General features: G+C 56.6%; 17 protein-coding genes and 1 tRNA gene. 1 reads left to right on the top strand and 17 read right to left on the bottom strand.

What is annotated here, in order from left to right:
• Positions 1-20: 20 nt before the first annotated feature.
• From clpX to HMPREF1147_RS00270, 9 genes are all read right to left on the bottom strand, one after another.
• Entirely contained in the window at positions 21-1,286 is a 1,266-nt protein-coding gene (gene clpX, locus HMPREF1147_RS00310) for an ATP-dependent Clp protease ATP-binding subunit ClpX (RefSeq protein ID WP_009438054.1), read from the bottom strand.
• A gap of 14 nt (positions 1,287-1,300) precedes the next feature.
• Positions 1,301-1,918, bottom strand: coding sequence for an ATP-dependent Clp endopeptidase proteolytic subunit ClpP (gene clpP / locus HMPREF1147_RS00305; RefSeq protein WP_009438149.1), 618 nt, complete (start codon positions 1,916-1,918; stop codon positions 1,301-1,303).
• Positions 1,919-1,942: 24 nt separating this feature from the next.
• On the bottom strand, positions 1,943-3,232 hold the full coding sequence (tig, locus tag HMPREF1147_RS00300; protein ID WP_009657241.1) for a trigger factor: 1,290 nt from the start codon (positions 3,230-3,232) through the stop codon (positions 1,943-1,945).
• A 111-nt stretch (positions 3,233-3,343) separates the two neighbouring features.
• Positions 3,344-3,946 (bottom strand): GerMN domain-containing protein, encoded by a 603-nt coding sequence (locus HMPREF1147_RS00295; protein WP_156791284.1) that lies wholly within the window; start codon positions 3,944-3,946, stop codon positions 3,344-3,346.
• Between the two features lies 1 nt (position 3,947).
• Entirely contained in the window at positions 3,948-5,024 is a 1,077-nt protein-coding gene (locus tag HMPREF1147_RS00290) for an N-acetylmuramoyl-L-alanine amidase (RefSeq protein WP_009657238.1), read from the bottom strand.
• Positions 5,025-5,039: 15 nt separating this feature from the next.
• Positions 5,040-5,243 carry a DUF3006 domain-containing protein gene (locus tag HMPREF1147_RS00285; protein WP_009657215.1) on the bottom strand — a complete coding sequence of 68 codons (204 nt, stop codon included), beginning with the start codon at positions 5,241-5,243 and terminating at the stop codon, positions 5,040-5,042.
• The gene (locus HMPREF1147_RS00280; RefSeq protein ID WP_009657213.1) at positions 5,240-6,259 is read right to left on the bottom strand and encodes a ComEC/Rec2 family competence protein; all 1,020 of its coding nucleotides are present in this window, start codon (positions 6,257-6,259) and stop codon (positions 5,240-5,242) included. The genes HMPREF1147_RS00285 and HMPREF1147_RS00280 overlap by 4 nt, the downstream gene beginning before the upstream one ends.
• A complete protein-coding gene (locus HMPREF1147_RS00275; RefSeq protein WP_009657221.1) occupies positions 6,256-7,590 on the bottom strand; it encodes an NCS2 family permease in 1,335 nt (444 codons plus the stop codon). Before HMPREF1147_RS00275 ends, HMPREF1147_RS00280 begins: the two co-directional genes overlap by 4 nt.
• 54 nt (positions 7,591-7,644) lie before the next feature.
• Positions 7,645-7,735, bottom strand: a tRNA-Ser gene (locus HMPREF1147_RS00270).
• 177 nt (positions 7,736-7,912) lie between these two features.
• Between HMPREF1147_RS00270 and HMPREF1147_RS00265 the strand changes: the two genes are divergently transcribed.
• Positions 7,913-8,824, top strand: coding sequence for a LysR family transcriptional regulator (locus HMPREF1147_RS00265; protein WP_009657202.1), 912 nt, complete (start codon positions 7,913-7,915; stop codon positions 8,822-8,824).
• Positions 8,825-8,908: 84 nt separating this feature from the next.
• On the opposite strand, the gene HMPREF1147_RS00260 is transcribed toward HMPREF1147_RS00265, so the two are convergent.
• The 8 genes from HMPREF1147_RS00260 to HMPREF1147_RS00225 all read right to left on the bottom strand — a co-directional run bounded on the left by HMPREF1147_RS00260 (position 8,909) and on the right by HMPREF1147_RS00225 (position 18,039).
• Positions 8,909-9,319 carry a hypothetical protein gene (locus HMPREF1147_RS00260; protein WP_009657230.1) on the bottom strand — a complete coding sequence of 137 codons (411 nt, stop codon included), beginning with the start codon at positions 9,317-9,319 and terminating at the stop codon, positions 8,909-8,911.
• A gap of 140 nt (positions 9,320-9,459) precedes the next feature.
• Positions 9,460-10,002, bottom strand: a complete 543-nt coding sequence (locus tag HMPREF1147_RS00255) for a flagellar hook assembly protein FlgD (RefSeq protein ID WP_009657203.1) — start codon at positions 10,000-10,002, stop codon at positions 9,460-9,462.
• 22 nt (positions 10,003-10,024) lie between these two features.
• Positions 10,025-11,782 (bottom strand): flagellar hook-length control protein FliK, encoded by a 1,758-nt coding sequence (locus HMPREF1147_RS00250; RefSeq protein WP_009657201.1) that lies wholly within the window; start codon positions 11,780-11,782, stop codon positions 10,025-10,027.
• Positions 11,783-11,830: 48 nt separating this feature from the next.
• Positions 11,831-13,210: a DNA repair protein RadA gene (gene radA, locus HMPREF1147_RS00245; RefSeq protein WP_009657212.1), complete on the bottom strand. Its 1,380-nt coding sequence runs from the start codon at positions 13,208-13,210 to the stop codon at positions 11,831-11,833.
• A 179-nt stretch (positions 13,211-13,389) separates the two neighbouring features.
• Positions 13,390-15,897 carry an ATP-dependent Clp protease ATP-binding subunit gene (locus HMPREF1147_RS00240; RefSeq protein ID WP_009657220.1) on the bottom strand — a complete coding sequence of 836 codons (2,508 nt, stop codon included), beginning with the start codon at positions 15,895-15,897 and terminating at the stop codon, positions 13,390-13,392.
• A gap of 12 nt (positions 15,898-15,909) precedes the next feature.
• Positions 15,910-16,980 carry an ATP--guanido phosphotransferase gene (locus tag HMPREF1147_RS00235; protein ID WP_009657222.1) on the bottom strand — a complete coding sequence of 357 codons (1,071 nt, stop codon included), beginning with the start codon at positions 16,978-16,980 and terminating at the stop codon, positions 15,910-15,912.
• Between the two features lie 2 nt (positions 16,981-16,982).
• A complete protein-coding gene (locus HMPREF1147_RS00230) occupies positions 16,983-17,498 on the bottom strand; it encodes a UvrB/UvrC motif-containing protein (RefSeq protein ID WP_009350012.1) in 516 nt (171 codons plus the stop codon).
• Positions 17,499-17,586: 88 nt separating this feature from the next.
• Entirely contained in the window at positions 17,587-18,039 is a 453-nt protein-coding gene (locus HMPREF1147_RS00225; protein WP_009350011.1) for a CtsR family transcriptional regulator, read from the bottom strand.
• Positions 18,040-18,447: the final 408 nt, after the last annotated feature.

Raw genomic sequence — 18,447 nt, 5'->3', positions numbered from 1 at the left:
CTTTCTCATGCAAAAATGTATCAGTTGGCAGCCGCTGCCCGTGCAGCGCCCTTCCCTTCAATGGTAAGGATGGGATCGCTGTGATTCGCAACGACTTCCTTCGTCACCTGACAAGCCGTAACGCCCTGAATCGACGGCACCTCATACATCACGTTGCGCATGATGCCCTCGATGATGGAGCGCAGTCCGCGCGCCCCCGTCTTGTGCGTAAGTGCTTCCTTGGCAATGAGGTGCAGTGCATCCTGCTCGAACGTCAGACGGACACCGTCCATATCCAGAAGTCTTTGGAACTGCTTGACAAGTGCATTTTTCGGCTCCGTGAGGATACGCACCATCGCCGCTTCATCCAGCGAACTGAGGGTGACAACGACGGGCAGGCGCCCAATAAATTCGGGAATGAGCCCGTTCTTCATCAAATCCTCAGGGATCACCTTGCTGAGTGATTCACCGACGGAGACACGCTTCTTGGAGCGCACCTCGGCGCCGAACCCCATCTGCTTCTTCCCAAGACGGGACTCAATGATTTCCTCGATCCCGTCGAATGCGCCGCCGCAGATGAAAAGGATATTCGTCGTATCGATCTGCAAAAGCTCCTGCTGTGGGTGCTTGCGCCCGCCCTGCGGCGGTACGGACGCCGTCGTCCCCTCAAGGATCTTGAGCAGCCCCTGCTGTACGCCCTCGCCTGAAACGTCGCGTGTGATGGAGGGATTCTCAGATTTGCGCGCGATCTTATCGATTTCGTCGACATAGATGATGCCGCGCTGCGCCTTCTCGATGTCGTAGTCTGCCGCCTGGATGAGTTTAAGCAGAATGTTCTCAACATCCTCGCCGACGTACCCCGCCTCTGTGAGCGAGGTTGCATCCGCGATGGCAAACGGGACGTTCAGAATGCGCGCGAGTGTCTGCGCGAGCAGAGTCTTGCCGCTGCCCGTGGGACCGAGCATGAGGATGTTGGACTTGCGCAGTTCCACATCGTCATTTTTTCCATGCCCCGCGTTGATGCGCTTATAGTGATTGTAAACCGCAACGGAGAGGGATTTTTTCGCCTCGTCCTGTCCGATGACGTACTGATCCAATATGTGGCGGATTTCCTTCGGTTTGGGGACATCCCTCAACCCGACTTCTACGTCGTCGCTGAACTCCTCCTCAATGATCTCGTTGCAGAGTTCAATGCACTCGTCACAGATATATACGCCGGGGCCGGCAACGAGCTTGCGCACCTGCTCCTGCGTCTTGCCGCAGAACGAGCATTTGAGCTGCCCCTTGTCTTCCTCGCCAAATTTCATCGCGTCACACCCCCTCAGCCCTTATCTTTGCTCTCTTTGGATGCTGCCGGGGGACGTACGACCACTTCGTCGATCAGCCCGTAGGCTTTTGCCTCCTCGGCGGACATAAAGTTGTCGCGTTCGGTATCGACATTGATTTTATCGGTGTCCTGCCCCGTGTGGCGGGCAAGAATCTCATTGCCGACCTCACGCAGACGCAGGATCTCCTTCGCCTGGATCTGAATATCCGTGGACTGCCCCTGCGCGCCGCCAAGCGGCTGATGAATCATGATGCGCGCGTGCGGCAGAGCATAGCGCTTGCCCTTTGCCCCTGCAGTCAACAGGATCGACCCCATGCTCGCCGCCTGTCCGATACAGATGGTCGAGACATCGGGCTTGATGTACTGCATGGTATCGTAGATGGCAAGTCCTGCCGTCACGACGCCGCCCGGGCTGTTGATATAGAGATGGATGTCCTTATCGGGATCCTCGGATTCCAAAAAGAGCATCTGTGCGACCACGACGTTTGCGACACTGTCGTCAATCGGACCGCCAAGAAAGATGATGCGCTCCTTGAGCAGGCGGGAGTAGATGTCGTAGGCACGCTCCCCGCGGCTGGAGTTCTCCACCACCATCGGTACATAGTAACTCATATATTCCTCCCCAAGGGGGACGCCTTACGCCGTGATATTGTCGACGATGAACTGTGCCGTCTTCTTGCGCAGCACGGTCGCCGCAAGATCGCTGACGCGTCCCTGCTCCTTGATGATCTTCTGAACCTGTTTCGGTGTTGCACCGTAGGAAACCGCCATCGCATAGACTTCCCTGTCGAGGTCACTGCCCTCAACCTTGATGCCTTCTGCCTTTGCGACTTCTTCGAGCATGAGATCCGTGCGGACGTTCTTCTCTGCGGTCTCCCGGTAATCCTCGCGAATCTTCGCGATGTCAAGCCCTGCGTACTGGAGGTACTGCTCGAGGCTCATGCCCTGCTGTTCGAGACGCATCGCCATCTCTTGAATCATCGCCGTGATGCGGTTCTCCACCATGACGGGCGGAATCTCCATCGCGGCATTGTCCGTCGCCATGTCGATCGCCTTTGTACGGCGCTCCGTCTCAGCCTTGCGCTCCGCGGCGGCAAGGAGATTCTTGCGGACATCCTCACGCAGCTCTGCAAGTGTCTCGAACTTGCTTGCCTTCTTTGCGAATGCATCGTCAAGTTCCGGTAGTTCGCGCGATTTTATGCTGCGGATCCTGCACTTGAACACTGCGTCTTTGCCCTTGAGATTTTCCGCATGGTACTCCTCGGGGAACGTAACGTTCACATCACGCTCCTCGCCGACCTTTGCGCCGATGAGCTGATCCTCAAATCCGGGAATGAAGCTGCCCGAACCGATCTGCAGCGGGTAGTCCTCACCCTTGCCGCCCTCAAATGCTGCGCCGTCAACAAAGCCCTCAAAATCCAGCGTCACAAAGTCGTCGTTCTTAACGGCGGCGTCCGCCGGGGCATCAACGAGCGTCCCCTGATGCTGACGCATCCCCTCGATCTGGCGGTCGATATCCTCGTCCGCAACCGTGACTTCTTCCTTCGGGACGGCGAGCCCCTTGTACGTACCAAGCCGGACGTCGGGGCGCTGCGTAAACTTTGCCGTAAAAACGACGTCTTTGCCGTCCTCAAGCGTCACAATGTCGATCTCGGGACGTGTCACAGGCTCCATATTCTGCTCCGTCAGAGCATCTTCAAACGCCTTCTGCGCGAGTCCTTCGAACGCCTCCTGCAAAATCGCATCTTTGCCGACGAAATTCTCAACAATCCTGCGGGGCGCTTTGCCCTTGCGGAAGCCCGGAATATTTACGCGCGCGGAAATGCGCTTTGCCGCGCCCTCCGACGCTTTTTCAAGCTTATCCTGCTCAACTTCAATCGTCAGAGTGACCTCGCGGTTTTCACCATGCTCTGCCGTAACCTTCATTGTATGAAACGACCTCCTGTTTCTTTCCTAAATATGCGGACACACAAAGAACGCGCCGTCCGCCATTGTCATTTGTATCCTATCATAAAACGGTCAAAATGACAAGCCGGCTTATTTCACCAATTCGGACATCCGTGCGAGGGGTTCGGACAGATCCATATGCCCCGAAAGAGTCTCCACTTTGGCTCCGTCGATCAGGATCTGCACGTTCTGAACCTCCGGGAACTCCGTCAGCGTATCGACAATCGATCCGACAAGCATCTCCTCGCCCGTCGATCCGCCGCTGAAGTTTTGCTGCAGCTCTTTTGAGAAATCTACGGTCGCCGTGCCGTTCTGCACTTTTACGCTGTGGAGCTTTGCCTTCTTCGGAATGACGGTCGTCTGTCCCTTCTCTTTCGTCCCGGTAAGGAGCGACTTCATTGCCGCCGTGTATTTATCGTCCTTCTCCGTATTGACCGTGCGCGTCACTGCAACGAGCCCCATGCCGTCGTCCTTCGGATAGTAGACATTCACCTTGAGCGCCTTCGGCTCTTTGGGACGGCAGCATTCGGGAACATCCTGTCCGCTTTGGGCTTCGGTTGAGCTCGCCGCAGGCGAGCTGCTCTGCTCGTCCGCACAGCCCGCTGCAAGCGTGAGGAACGCGGCACACGCGAGCGCGCAGACGCTCTTTTTGTAGTTTGACTGCATCAACATCTCCGCATCTCTTCCTTTCATTTCATTCAAAATAGCGTACAATCGCGCGGAAGATCGCTTCCGCCATTTTCTTTTGATAATCGGCACTTGCGAGCAGTTCCTCCTCTTCCGGGTTCGAGAGGAACCCCATCTCAACGAGAGATGAAGGAATCTCCGTATGTCGGAGCAGGTAGAATTTCGCGTATTTCACGCCGCGGTTGAATCGCCCGCCCGCCTTTTCAAGTTCTTCGTTGAGAAGGATCGCAAAGTGCTCGTCCTTGTCTGTCTTTGGATAATAATAGGTCTCCATGCCGTGTGCATTCGGATTCGTAAAGGAGTTGCAGTGAATGGAGAGGAACAACTCCGCCTTTGGATACGCCGCCGCGACGTCTACGCGCGCCTGCAGTTCCCCCGACGGGGAGTGATCGCTTGGCGAGACGTCCGTATCGCGCGTGCGCGTCATCACGACGTCCGCCCCCGCCGCACGCAGAAGCTGCTCTGCTTGAAGGGCGACGGCAAGCGCGACATCCTTTTCCTTCACACCCGAGTATCCGATCGCGCCCGAGTCGCTGCCGCCATGTCCCGGATCGATGACGATCGTGTGTCCGCGCACCGCTCCGCCGAACACCTTGCCTCCGTCGGCAAAGAGTTCAATGACGAGCTTCTCATGCGTTTTGCTCTTCGCGTCTCCCGGTACCGTATAGATGCGGAAAGCATCTTCGTGGTTGAGCGGCTGCAAGGCATAGATGCGCAGTGCCGCGCGCTTTTTCTCACGCTGTACAAGGACGAGTTTTTGTCCAATCATCCCATCGAGCGCAAGCTGCTGTGGGAACTGCTCATGAACCTCGACGTTCTCCAGTTCGACAAGAAGTTGGTTCTCCGCATGATAACGCTCGGAAAGCGTATAGGAAAGCCCCTCCGGGCGATTCGTCTCAATCTCAATACGCATTGCCGTGCGCCCTTCGATCTCCGTGACCGCGCTCGCGACATGTGTGAGACGCACTGTTTTCCCCTTTGCCTCACCGGTTCCCGTCCATAATGCGCAAATACAGGCAAGTACCACCGCTGTTATGAGCAGCGGACTCATCCGCAAAACTTGTTTCCAAATACCGTAAAACAATACCGGTAACACCTCCTATCGGCTGCTGAGCAATGCGCGTGCTTCCGCTTCTGCAGCCTCTGTCGCCGCAGTGTCGCGCTCAATGTGTATCTTGATATAGTCTCCCTCGTTGACGTCCTCCGGCAGAAAGTTCCGTGGGAAATCCACCGATAGGAAGTCGTCGCCGAGCAGGATGACTGCATATTCTTCTTCAAATCGGTCAATATAAGCGGAAATCATTTCTTCCTCCCTGTCCCCTTGGATTCCTTCGGCTCATCTTTTTCGCGCTTCTCATAGATACCGAAATCGTTCTTATCGCCCTTCTCCGGCTCTACACGGTAGGTTTTTCCATCGCTTACGATCGTAATCATGCCGTTGACAGGCGTGCTGTAGACGTCGATGCCGCGCTTACTCAGTGCGGTACGCGTACTTTTATGCGGATGCCAATACTTATTCGGGAACCCGCAGGAGATAAGACCGACACTCGGATGCACCGCTTCTAAAAATTCCGGTGTGGAGGACGTCTTGCTGCCGTGATGCCCGACCTTGAGCACCGTGCTGCGGAGACGTTCCGCCGGCGTACGCGCTAAAACAGCCTCTTCCTCGGCGTCTTCGGCATCCCCTGTGAACATCATGGAAAAATCGCCGAAAACGAGACGCCCAACCACGCATTCATTGTTCGGGTCGGATTTCTTTTTCTTCTTCGCGTGCACCTCGTCGATCATCGCCGCCGTCGGCGCGACGACTTCAAAGTGCGCTCCGCTGCCGAGGTCGATCGTATCGCCTGCTGTGAGCGCCCGGCTTGGGACACGCTTTTCCGCAAGCAGCTTCATATAGCCGCGATACACAGGAGAGTTCGAGGGCTGTCCGTTGTCATAGACCTCCCCCACGGCATATTCTCTCAGCAGGACGTCCATACCGCCGATGTGATCGGCATGGGGATGTGTGAGGATAATTTTATCAATTCTCCCGCCCTTTTCAATGCCTGCCTTTGCCAGTTGTGTACGAAGTTGATCGCGTTCATCCACGTCCGCCGTGTCGATGAGGATATTCTCCGTCCCCGTCTGCACGAGGATCGCGTCGCCCTGCCCGATCTCAAGCATCCGAACGACAAGCGTTCCCTCTGCAGGGCGTACCTCTCCCGTACTGTGCGCAGAAGGTGCCGCGCTGAATCGCTGCACAAGGAACTGTGCGAGCACAAATATGATGACTGCCGCAAGTCCAAGCCAGAGATGTTTCCCGAAAGGTTTTTTCATGAGCGCAGCGCCAAGTTGATGAGGAACGCAATCGAAACGAGGTACATGATCCAGCTGACCTTTTTATACTGTCCGCTGACGAGCTTCATGATGGTGTAGCTGATGAAGCCGAACGCAAAGCCGTTCGCGATACTCGACGTGAGCGGCATCATGATGATCGTGAGGAATGCCGGCAGCGCGTCCGTAAAGTCCGCAAAGTTGATCTTGCCGATCTCCGACATAAGCAGTGCGCCGACGAGAATGAGAGCGGGCGCGGTCGCAAATGCGGGGACAAGCCCGATGAGCGGCGTGAAGAGCAGCGCGACGAGGAAGAGCAGTCCTGCCGTGACGGCAGTCAGCCCCGTGCGTCCGCCCGCCGCGATGCCTGCGGCACTCTCTACATAAGAGGTTACGGTCGAGGTACCGAACACGGCGGACACCATCGTACCAACCGCATCCGTTGTGAGCGCTTTGTCGATATTTTCGATGCGCCCGTCGGGTTTCACCATCTTTGCCTTAGTCGTCAGACCGATCAGCGTCCCCATATTGTCAAAGAGCTCAACGACGGTAAATGTAAAGATGATGGAAACAAGCCCGTAATTCCACGCGCCTGTGAGATCAAGCTGCCCGAAGGTATCGCCCATATGCGGAAGCGAAGTGCTGACAATATCCGCGATCCCATGGGGCGGGGGCGTCAGCCCGAACGCCATAGCAAGTACTGTCGTGACAAAGATTCCAATGAGAATTGCACCGTGAATATTGCGTGCCATGAGTGCCGCCGTAAAAAGAAGACCAAACAGCGCGAGCAGCGTCGTCGGCTGCGTCACATGACCGAGGGAGACGTAGGTAGCCGCATTCTCCACGATCAGACCTGTCCCTTTGAGACCAAGGAACGCAATGAAAAGGCCGATGCCCGCACTGATGGCGAGCTTCAGATCACGCGGCACGGCGTTGATGATTGCCTGCCGGATACCGCCCACCGTGAGAAGGAGAAAGAGTATCCCCGAAAAGAACACGGCGCCAAGAGCAACCGTCCAATGCAGACCGAGAACCCCGCAGACATAATATGCGAAGAACGCATTGAGCCCCATACCGGGCGCGAGCGCGACCGGATAATTCGCAAAAATCCCCATGGACATGGAGGCAAGCGCCGCGATCCAAATGGTCGAGGCAATTGCCGCTTCCTTTGGAATCCCCGCATCGGCAAGGATATTCGGATTGACGAACAGGATATATGCCATTGCGATAAAGGTCGTCATGCCCGCGAGCAGTTCCGTCCGGACCGACGTTTCCTTCTCGCGTACTTTGAAATATCGTTCAATAAATGACGGCGGCGCGCCCTGCATTCCCATAGCAGCATCTCCTTAACAAACAAAAAAAGCCTGATAAAGGCTAATGGATAGAAATGGCGGAGTGGGAGAGATTCGAACTCTCGCAGCGGTTACCCACTCTAACGATTTAGCAAACCGTCCTCTTCAGCCTCTTGAGTACCACTCCATATGTACTTTTCCGCCGCATTTGCGACATGGAATATATTATCAGAACACCGCATGCTTGTCAAGGCGAAAAAACCTCACATTTCCGTACGCACATGAAAATTTAATCATTTTATATCATACTGTATGGTAAATTGCATCGTATTTGGATCAGACGCATAGAACCCGGAGGAATCATATGGAGATTGCTCAGTTAAAATATTTTCAGGTCATGGCAAACATCCGCCATTTCACGCGTGCCGCACGCATGGTGGACGTTTCGCAGCCCGCGCTCAGCCGCTCCATGTCAAAACTCGAGCAGGAACTCGGCGTTCATCTCTTCAAGCGCAGCGACGGAGAGATCGAGCTGACCCCCGAGGGGGAACGACTGCTGCGTCATGCCGACCGCATCCTGCGCGAAGTCGACACGGCAAAGGAGGAGGCGCGTCTGCATCGAACGGGAGAACCGCCGATGTTCAAGCTCTCCTTCATCCACTCGCTCGGCAGCTATCTGCTCCCGCGTATCCTGCGCGATTTTCGTGAGATTCATCCGGAGATCCACATTCGTCTCCATCAGCAGGACTCGGCAACGCTCGCGCAGCAGGTCGCGACCGGCGAGACGGATCTCTGTCTCTGCTCGACCATCCCAACGACGGAGCACAGCGCATGGGTCTATCTCTGGTCGGAAGAGCTCTTTGCCACCGTGCCGCAGGGACATCCGCTTGCAGACCGCACGCATGTAGACCTGCGTGAGCTTGAGGACGAGCCGTTGATCGCACCGAAGAAAAGCTACAGCCTGCGTATTCTCGTGGATCAATTCTTCGAGCTCGCGGGCGTACATCCGACGATCACGTTCGAAGGCGACGACGTTTCGACGATCTCCGGTCTCGTCTCGGCAGGACTAGGCGTGAGTCTCCTGCCCAAGTTCGCAGGGGTCGGCTATCCGCGACTCTGCTACATTCCCGTCTCCTTCCCCGTCTGCAAGCGCGCCGTCGGCATTGCATGGAACACAAACCTGCGCCTTTCCCCTGCGGCACTCTGCTTCCAACAGTTTATCATGCAGCGTTTTAATGCGAAAACACCGCATGAAGGTTCACCTGCAGAGGGTTAAGGTTCATCATCTTTATATTTTATTGCAGAAATAAACAACTGCCATACGCAGCGTTCAGTACGCTCTCGTATGGCAGTTGTTTTATTACGCTGCGATATCTACATTTCTTCCAAGATTCTCTACGGGATGACTCGTCGCATAGGCATCCTTCACCTGCTGCATTAGTTCATACGTCACCTGTCCGCCAACAGACTGCGCCTGACGGTTCGACTGCTGGAACCTGCTCGAGCCGAGGCTCTCCGGATTCATATTCTCCGCAGATTGCTGCGCAGCGCGCGATGCGCTCTGTGTGCCGTTCTGTACGACACTCGACTGGGTCTGATGGAATTTACCCGTTCCGAGGGTTGTGCCGGCACCGAAATTCGAGCTGCCCGTAACCTCCTTGACTTCCTCCATCTTTGCCCGCGTTGCCTGGCTGCCAAGCGAATACAATCTCTGGTTTGCCTGCTGGAAGAGGCTGGAACCGAATCCGCCTCCATTTAATGCCGATACCATATGGATCCCTCCGTTCATTTCCCCGCCCCATTTTCCATTGGGACGATTCTACTATATTATAATAGAAAAATATCAGTTTCGCAAGAGAAAATGTCGCTGAAATACTATTTCAACGACATAAATTCTTGCTGTATGATGGCTCAGGGCGTCGGCTGCGGGGTCGGCGACGGTTTTTGTGCAGAAAGATCGCCGATGCGGACGAGTTCCGAGATCTTGACCTGATGCGTCTTACCGTTGACGTCGGCGATCACGCTCGGCTCACCGTCCGTGATGCTGACACCGATGATCTTGCCTTCGAAGCTCTGCTTCGTCATCTTTCCATCTTCGCCCTTGACCTGTGTGACCCACTGCGCCTTTTGACCGATCATGCCGCTGAGCTGACCGATGAGCACCGAGGAGTTGATATTGTCAACAACCTTCTGCACATCCGAAAGCCCTTTCGCAACGTTCGTCATCTGTTCAAGCGCGGAGAACTGCGCCAGCTGAGAGAGATACTGGCTGTTGTCCTGCGGGTCCAGCGGATCCTGGTATTTCATCTGCGTAACGAGGAGCTGCAAAAAGGCATCTTTGCCGAGCGCGTCATTCTTCTTATTGGCAGCCTTTTCCTGATTCTTCGCCGCCTCATAGTCGGACAGCGCCTGTGTGACGCCGTTCGCCGTGATTGTATTCAATGGATTTGCCACGATAATTCCTCCTCAGACCGCATCATACGCGGTAATCCACGCCGTCCGCCGTCATCACGCCGCCCGGCTCCGCCGCGCTCTGCGTCGGCAGTATGCCCTCTATGCCGTCCTCATAATCTTCCGCATCGCCGCGCGCATAAACACGCGTATTACTGCGGCTTCCTTCACTCTGCTGCCAGGCTTCCTGTCCCTGTCCCTGCGGCATCTGTCCGTCCGCAAGACCGGTGTAGACGCCGACACGATCGACTTTCAGCCCTTGGTTATTCAGTTCCTGACGGAGCTGAACGAGACTGTTCTCGATCACATTGCGTACCTGTGCGTTGTCGCTGTGGAAGGAAGCCTGCACGGCGCCGTCCGAGCTGACGGCAACGCGGAGCGTGAGTTCGCCGAGATGCGCCGGTTTCAGGCGAATGACCATCTGTGTATCGTTAAGCGTACGCAGGAGACGCGCCTGCTCCACGATCTGACGCGGAATCTCATAGTCCGGCTGCGGTCGCTGCGGCACAGCTTCCTGTGCGGGCGCCGAGGGAACCTCGACCTGCGGTGCGGGTGTCCCCGTGTGGACGCCGATGGGCTGAGGACTCTGCTGCGGCAGGGGTTCTGCCGCACGCGGTGTTGCTGGCTCGGCAGTGATCTCCGTGCGCACAACCGGAATCTGCTGCTCCGCACTCTGATCGCCCTGACGAGCCTCTTGCTGCTGCGCGCCCTGTCCCATAGTCTCGCGGCGCATCGTCCGCTGCGCAAGTACATCGAGCGGCGAAGGCGTCTCGCCGCCCTCCTCCACGGTAAGCACATCACCCACGAGCTGTGCAGCACGCAGCGTATTCTGTACAGGCTGCTGCACCGCTGTCTGCACGATGGGCGCTGCGGTTTCTTCAACCTGCAGAACGCCCTGCACAACATTTTGTACGGCGCGGTTCAGCACGTTCTCCCGGGCGGTACTTTGCAGGAGCGTCCCTGCAGGGCTTTGCAGGGCGGCGCTGTCAAGCTGCCGCTCCGTATTCTCGATCAAGCCGTCCATGGTGACCTGTGCAAGGAGTTCTTTATTTTCCTCCGCCACTGCGGGCAGGTTCTCCGACGTGCGCAGAATATCTTCGAGCACCGCACTGCGGAGCTGTGCCGAGAGCCCTATCTGCGTTATGGGTTCCGTCTGCGGCGCATTTCCCTCGCCGTTCATCTGCGCGAGCGGCTCTCCCGAGAGGGTACGAAGTAGGTTGAAGTTCTTCAGCCCCTCTTCCGGAATCCGTTGGAGCAGGCTCTGTACCTCTTTGGGCAGCACTTCTTCGGTTTTCTGTGCGCCGATAATCTCAAAGCGCTCCAAAATGTCCGTGAGCGCCTTGTCAAGTCCTGCGTTTACCTCTTCGCTGACTTCCGCCGCGTCAGTGGGGGCGACGGCAGCGAGCGCTGCGATTGCCGATTCCGGCTCACTTGCAGCATCGCGCGCCGTACTCTGCACATCCTTTTGTACCGGCGCAGCTTTTTGCCCCGGTTTCGCCTTTGTCGACGCCTGTTTCGTAACATCCTGTGTGTCCTGCGCCGACGGCTGATCCGCAGCGGCGGACGCTTCGGTATTCTGCGTCTTTTCCGCGGCTGTGCCGCGCGCGCTTGTTTTGCTCTGCTGTTCTTTCTTTTGCAGTGCGTCAAACGTATCGCTGAACAAATTCTTCCCTGAGGTTGTCTGCGTGCGGCTCGCCGCGGATACCGGACGCACGCCCTGTACGCCTGCTCCTGCGGAACCGCCTTCTGCTGTGGACACAGCCATCAGTCCGCTTGCATTCATCTACACATCACCTCTTCTAACTGTTTATCGGCACAGGAGGATCTTTTCTTAAATGTTTTTTGGCATAGCGCATTTGAGCGCATCGCCGATGGTCTCTGCACCAAAGAGGTCCATATCTTTGAACTTTCCGGCGAGCTGCCGATAGTTCTTCATCGGCAGAACCGCCGCGCGCAGTCCGAGCCGCCGTGCCTCCGCGACACGAAGTTCCGCCTGCGAAACGGCGCGCACTTCGCCCGACAAACCAACCTCTCCACAGACGACCATATGCGGGCGCGGCAGACGATTGGCAAAGCTCGACGCCATCGCAACACACAGCGCAAGATCCGCGGCGGGCTCGTCGAGGCGTATACCGCCCGCAACCTTGACGTAGACGTCCGCTCCGCCGATAGGGAGCTTTACACGCTTTTCGAGGACGGCAAGGAGAAGCTGGATACGCTTCACATCCACAGAGTCAGCCGTCCTGCGCGGCGGCTGATACGGCGTCGGCGCAACAAGAGCCTGTACCTCGACGAGCAGGGGCCGCGTCCCCTCCACCGACGGCACGATGACGGATCCACTTTCTTGGGCACGTTCGGAGAGAAAGAGCTTTGAAGCGTCCGGCACGTCGACGAGTCCCACATCACGCATTTCAAAGAGACCGAGTTCATTCGTGCTGCCGAACCGGTTCTTAACGGCACGCAGGACGCGGTATTCGGCGTTTCTCTCTCCTTCAAAATAGAGCACCGTATCCACGATGTGCTCGAGGACGCGGGGTCCTGCGAGACTGCCCTCTTTCGTCACATGTCCGATGACAAAGACGGCGATTCCCTCCGTCTTTGCGATGCGCATCAGCTCCATCGCGCACTCGCGCACCTGCGAGACGCTGCCGGGCGCACTCTCGATGTCGGGGCGGTACATTGTCTGAATCGAGTCGATGATGAAAAGTGCAGGCTTTTCCTGTACGACATGGGCGCAGATTGCATCGAGATTCGTCTCGCTCACAACGAGCAGGTCGTCTGCGATCGCCCGCAGACGATCCGCGCGCATCCGAATCTGACGCGCGCTTTCCTCTCCCGTCACATAGAGAACACGCCGCCCCGCACGTGCAATGTCTGCCGACACGCGCAGTGTGAGACTCGACTTGCCGACGCCCGGATCGCCAACCACGAGCACCATCGATCCTGGAATCACTCCGCCGCCGAGCACGCGGTCAAGTTCACCCGATCCGGTTGAAAAGCGCGGCAGATCCTCCGCTGTAATCTCCCCGATGGGCTGCGGCGGTGCGGCATCCGTGCCGCCGAGTCCGCTGCGCCGCGCCTCCGACTCCGGCACAACGATCTCCTCTACCATAGAGTTCCATGCGCCGCAGCCCGGACATTTGCCCATCCACTTGCTCGTATCGTATCCGCAGGATTGGCAGACATATGCCGTTTTCTTCTTCTTTGCCATAAGCTCTCCCAATACAGATAGGGAAGCCCCGTGGGAGCTTCCCTATACGACGTTATATTCTCTTTCTGATGAAACGACACGCTGACCGTGCCAGCCAGCAGAGCGACCATCCTAAATTGAGCAGGAAATTCGCTGCGTCGCTGCCCCATGTGCGGGGTGCAAGCACATTCCCGTGCGTCTCAGACTTCATTGAGCACAGCCTTGCCGGATTTTTTGGCACGGCTTTCCTTCTTCACATGCAGTTTCTTCACAAAGTCCAGCCCGTCTCCGGATTTGCGCACGGAGACCGTATCGCCTGCACCGAACTCGCGCGAGAGCAGGCGCTCCGCAAGCGCATCCTCGATATTCTTTTGAATCGCGCGGCGCAGCGGACGCGCGCCGAACTTCACATCCGTCCCCTTCGCAATGAGTACTCGTTTTGCCGAGGGGCTGACCTCAAGTTGAATTTCCTGCTCTGCGAGACGATTTTTTACATCGCGGAGGAGAATATCCACGATCTTGGAGAGCTGCGGCTCGCCGAGCGCGTTAAAAACGATCATATCGTCGATGCGGTTGAGAAATTCCGGACGGAAGAGCTTCTTCACTTCCTCCATGACGCGCTGTTTTGCACGCTCTTCATCCGATCCTGCCGTCTGCCCCATGGCAAACCCGATCGTTCCGGTCGTCGAGCGCAGATGATTCGCCCCCGCATTCGATGTCATGATGATGATGGTATTGCGAAAATCGGTGACCGTCCCCTGTCCGTCCGTAAGACGTCCGTCCTCAAGAACTTGAAGCAGCATGTGGAACACATCGGGATGCGCCTTCTCCACCTCGTCAAAGAGAACGATCGAGAACGGCTTTTTCCGCACGGCATCCGTGAGCTGCCCGCCCTCCTCATAGCCGACATAGCCCGGAGGCGCGCCGACAAGACGTGCCGTCGTATGCTTTTCCATATATTCGGACATGTCAAAGCGGATGATTGCATCCTCCGTGCCGAACACGCTCTCCGCGAGTGCGCGCGCCAACTCTGTCTTGCCGACTCCCGTCGATCCGAGAAAGAGGAATGATCCGATCGGACGGCGCGGATCCTTCACCCCCGCACGCGCACGGCGCACCGCCTTAGAGACCGCATGAATTGCCTCGTCCTGACCGATGACACGCCGTCCAATCGTCTTTTCGAGGATGAGCAGACGATCCGACTCCTTTGCTGCAATGCGCTGCACCGGAATGCCCGTCCACTGTGCCACAACGCTCGCAATGTCGTCCTCCGTCACATGGATGAGCGTCCGCTGCTCATCGCCGTGCCGCGCCGCTTCAAGCTGTGTGCGCAGCTCTTGTTCACGGTCGCGCAGCCGAGCCGCTTCCTCATAGTTCTGTGCGCTGATGGCACGTTCTTTCTCTTTGACCAGACCCACGAGCTCAGCGCGCAGACCGGAGAGCGCATCACTCATGCCGATGTGCTGCATACGCACACGTGATGCCGCCTCATCCATCAGGTCAATCGCCTTGTCCGGCAGATAGCGGTCCGTGATATATCGCTTCGCAAGACGCACCGCTGCACAGACAGCGGTATCCTCAATCTGCGCGTGATGAAATTCCTCATATTTGTCACGGAGCCCGAACAGGATCCGCTCCGCATCCTCCTCGCTCGGTTCTCCCACCGTGACCACTTGGAACCGCCGAGCGAGCGCGCTGTCCTTTGCAAAATGTTTTTTATACTCGCTCTGCGTCGTCGCGCCGATGATCTGCATCTCGCTGCGGGCGAGCGCAGGCTTTAGAATGTTCGCTGCGTCAAGCGAGCCCTCCGCACCGCCCGTACGGATGAGCGTATGGATCTCATCGATGAAGAGGATCAAATTCTTGGACTTGATGACATCATCCACGACATTCTTCAGCCGCTCCTCGAACTCGCCGCGATATTTTGTCCCCGCAACGAGCGCGGTCATAGACAGCGAGACAATGCGCTTATTCTCAAGCAGGAACGGCACCTCGCCGTCCGCAATGCGCTGTGCGAGCCCCTCGGCAACGGCAGTCTTACCGACCCCCGCCTCGCCAAGAAGCAGCGGATTGTTCTTCGTTCGCCGCGCGAGAATCTGAATGAGCCGGTCGATCTCCGTATCGCGCCCAATCACGGGATCAATGCCTCCGCTGCGGGCAATTCCTACGAGATCACGTGCGTATTTTTTGAGGGATGCCGGCAGAACGGACTTCTCCCCCTTTCCCGGTTTTTTGCGTGCGGATTTTCCCTTGGGCGTTTCCTCAACGCTGTTCATACGCTCAAAGACCTGACTCTGCAGCTCCTCAATATCGACGTCCAGCTCTTCGAGAACACGCACCGCCGTCCCTTCAGCCTCCGTCAGGAGACTGAGCAGGATGTGCTCTGTCGTAACAAAGGAACGTTCCTCGCGCGCCGTATCGATTGCCCCCTGCATCACGCGCTGCGCACGGCGGGTATAGTAAGGTACCTCTTCATTTGCAACGCGGACGTCCTGAAATACGTCCCCCGTGCGCAGCACCTGCTCCACCCTGTCATAGTCCACCCCGTGCGCGGTCAGCGCCTCCGCCGCAATCGTATCGCGCATGTGCAGAATGCCGAGCAGCAGCTGTCCTGTACCGATGTACCCCTTCCCACGCCGCTGCGCGATGTACTGTGAAAACTCGACCGCCTTAATTGCCGTCTGCGTAAAGAACTGTCTGTAATTCAAGTCGTCCCCCTCCTATCCCCGGATACGGTATGTATCAAGTATCTCGCGTACACGCGCGGCGCGCACGCTGTTTAATTCGTTTTGTGCCAAATTTTCATTCTCTGTCAAATTCTTGAGATACGCGTCGCGCGTGGCGACGAGAATCTCCGCGTAGCAGTCGGGGCTGACCCCCGTAATGATGCCGCGATCAATGCCGAACCGCACACGCGAGGCGAGATCGAACACCTCCTGCTCCGTTAAGGAACGTGCGTAGGCAAGGATTCCATAGGCACGCCACACAACGTCCTCTACGCCGTCCTTCCCAAAGTAGGAAAGTGCCTTGCGCGCGCGCCGCTCATGCCCCGTAATCTCACTGACGGCGCTGCGGACATTTTCGATGATCTCAGACTCGGAGTAGCCGAGCGTGAGCTGGTTTGATATTTTATAGAGGTGCGCCGCCTCACCGCCTCCTTCGAGCGGCTGCATGGCAAGCCCGAGCCGGAGCGATGTATTCACGATATTATCAATGTTGCGCGTATAGACAAGTCCCGGCAGATGCAGGAGCACCGAGGCGCGCAGCCCCGTGCCAAGATTCGTTGGATACGCCGTCAGGTAGCCCATCGTCTCATCAAAGGCAAGATCAATCTGCGCTTCGATGCAGTCGTCTACCTTTGATGCTGCCTCGAATGCCTGCGTGAGCCCGAGCCCCGGCGCCATCGTCTGAATCCGCAGGTGATCGTCCTCATTGACGAGAATGCTCACCATCATATCGTCACTGATATAGGCTGTACGGTAGGGCTGCGCCTCGGCAAATTTTTCACTGATGAGACGCTTCTCGATGAGCACCGCACGCTGCAGTGCAGTCAACCGGTTGATCTCCGCACGCGCAAAGACAAAGCCCGTATCGGCAGTCACAGAGGCGAGCGCCGTATCCACCGTCCCGTGAATCTTGGCGAGCTGCGCATGATCCGCACGATTTGGAAAAGGAAGCTGCACCAGGTTGCGCGCGAGACGCACACGGCTCGAGAGGACGACGTCGCCGTCCCGCCCGCCGACACCGAACCATGGGAGGCGCCCGCTGCGAAGCAGATCATCCAGCGCCATCCTCATCCCTCCTCCATCTGCTGTTCAAGATGACGGATACGGTCGCGGTACTCCGCAGCCTTTTCATACTCCTCGCGTGCAACAGCTTCCTTGAGTCGTATGCGAAGCTGCTCCGCCTCCTGCCGCAGAACGATAGCGCTGCCTGAACGATGCGGAATCTTGCCGCGGTGCACGCTCGACCCATGGATGCGGCGCAGGAGGGGCTGGAGTTCATGGTGGAACGTCTCATAGCAGACCGAGCACCCGATGCCCGCCTGTGAGAAGTCCTGGAACCGCATCCCACAGTTCGGGCAGGTCGTATGCACCGCATCGTCGGCCGTCTCACTCTCCTCATCACCGCTGCCAAAGATGCCGCGCAGGAAATCATTCACCGACACATTCTGCTGCTGTGCGCGAAGAATCGTCTCTCCGTAGCGTGCGGCGCAGCTCATACAAATATTTTTTTCACTTCGTCCGCCGGGGCCAATCTGCACGATGTGCACGATCGCCTCATTGCGTCCGCATTCTTCACAAAGCATGACGGTAATCCCTTTCCCCTAGCTCCTGTGTAAACCGCCGCTTCTATTTACAATCATCGTATGCGGCGTCAAAAAAGTTCATGGGTATCTACGTAAATTTCTCGAGTGTGAGGAGCATCGTCCTCAGCATCTGCACACGTTCGCGCGCATCCAGTGTCTTGGACCGATACAGTCCTGTCACCGTCTGCATCATGAGTGCCGCCTCGCGCGTCTCTACCATGCCGTGCTGCGCGAGATAGCGTACCATCGACTGCATCGTGCTCATATCCGTATGCACATCAATCTTCGAGATCATATCCTCGTAGACGAGATCTTTGAGCGGCACCTGCACGATGCGGATAAACCCGCCAAGCCCGCGCCGCGACTCCACAACAAAACCTTTATCCTGCGTAAAACGCGTCGAGAGCACATAGCTGATCTGCGACGGCGCGCATGAAATTTCATCTGCAATATCCGTTCGCCTCAGCTCCACCTGCCCGTCCTGGCGTGCGGCAAGCTGCCGAAGGATATAGGATTCTATCATATCGGCAATATTGCTCATTGTATCACCTTCTCTGTAATCCTCTAAAATCTTTCGTCTATTATATTTGATTTTTTGACTTTTGGCAAGCAGAATATATGCACATCATATTTTCTCTATCTTGAATTTACAATCTAAGTGCAACAGCAGATAAAATAGAAAACGTGACACATAGGAATCTGATACAATGGAGTTTGCAACGACCACATTGATCAAGGAGAAGCCTATGTGTCACTATCACCATCTTACACTAATTGAGCGGGAAAAGATAATGTTTTTTCGCGCACAGGGGAAAAATCTATCGACCCTAAATTGCAATAGCAAGTGGGACAAGTAGGGAAAAAGTTACGAGGCAGCGAATTGAGCAACATATGAATCGAAACGCTCTTTGGGTGTATCGTATCCGAGGATTTTCCTGGGGAGGTTATT

The sequence above is a fragment of the Selenomonas sp. FOBRC9 genome (assembly GCF_000287655.1).
Taxonomy (GTDB): Bacteria; Bacillota; Negativicutes; order Selenomonadales; family Selenomonadaceae; genus Centipeda; species Centipeda artemidis.
Note: the sequence above shows the minus strand (reverse complement) of the source record. Positions and strands in the feature narration are given on the sequence as shown.

Coding starts and splice junctions, on each gene's coding strand:
- clpX (WP_009438054.1), bottom strand. CDS start 1,286: ATGAAATTTGGCGAGGAAGACAAGGGGCAGCTCAAATGCTCGTTCTGC.
- clpP (WP_009438149.1), bottom strand. CDS start 1,918: ATGAGTTACTATGTACCGATGGTGGTGGAGAACTCCAGCCGCGGGGAG.
- tig (WP_009657241.1), bottom strand. CDS start 3,232: ATGAAGGTTACGGCAGAGCATGGTGAAAACCGCGAGGTCACTCTGACG.
- HMPREF1147_RS00295 (WP_156791284.1), bottom strand. CDS start 3,946: ATGAAAGGAAGAGATGCGGAGATGTTGATGCAGTCAAACTACAAAAAG.
- HMPREF1147_RS00285 (WP_009657215.1), bottom strand. CDS start 5,243: ATGATTTCCGCTTATATTGACCGATTTGAAGAAGAATATGCAGTCATC.
- HMPREF1147_RS00280 (WP_009657213.1), bottom strand. CDS start 6,259: ATGAAAAAACCTTTCGGGAAACATCTCTGGCTTGGACTTGCGGCAGTC.
- HMPREF1147_RS00275 (WP_009657221.1), bottom strand. CDS start 7,590: ATGGGAATGCAGGGCGCGCCGCCGTCATTTATTGAACGATATTTCAAA.
- HMPREF1147_RS00265 (WP_009657202.1), top strand. CDS start 7,913: ATGGAGATTGCTCAGTTAAAATATTTTCAGGTCATGGCAAACATCCGC.
- HMPREF1147_RS00260 (WP_009657230.1), bottom strand. CDS start 9,319: ATGGTATCGGCATTAAATGGAGGCGGATTCGGTTCCAGCCTCTTCCAG.
- HMPREF1147_RS00250 (WP_009657201.1), bottom strand. CDS start 11,782: ATGAATGCAAGCGGACTGATGGCTGTGTCCACAGCAGAAGGCGGTTCC.
- radA (WP_009657212.1), bottom strand. CDS start 13,210: ATGGCAAAGAAGAAGAAAACGGCATATGTCTGCCAATCCTGCGGATAC.
- HMPREF1147_RS00235 (WP_009657222.1), bottom strand. CDS start 16,980: ATGGCGCTGGATGATCTGCTTCGCAGCGGGCGCCTCCCATGGTTCGGT.
- HMPREF1147_RS00230 (WP_009350012.1), bottom strand. CDS start 17,498: ATGCTTTGTGAAGAATGCGGACGCAATGAGGCGATCGTGCACATCGTG.
- HMPREF1147_RS00225 (WP_009350011.1), bottom strand. CDS start 18,039: ATGAGCAATATTGCCGATATGATAGAATCCTATATCCTTCGGCAGCTT.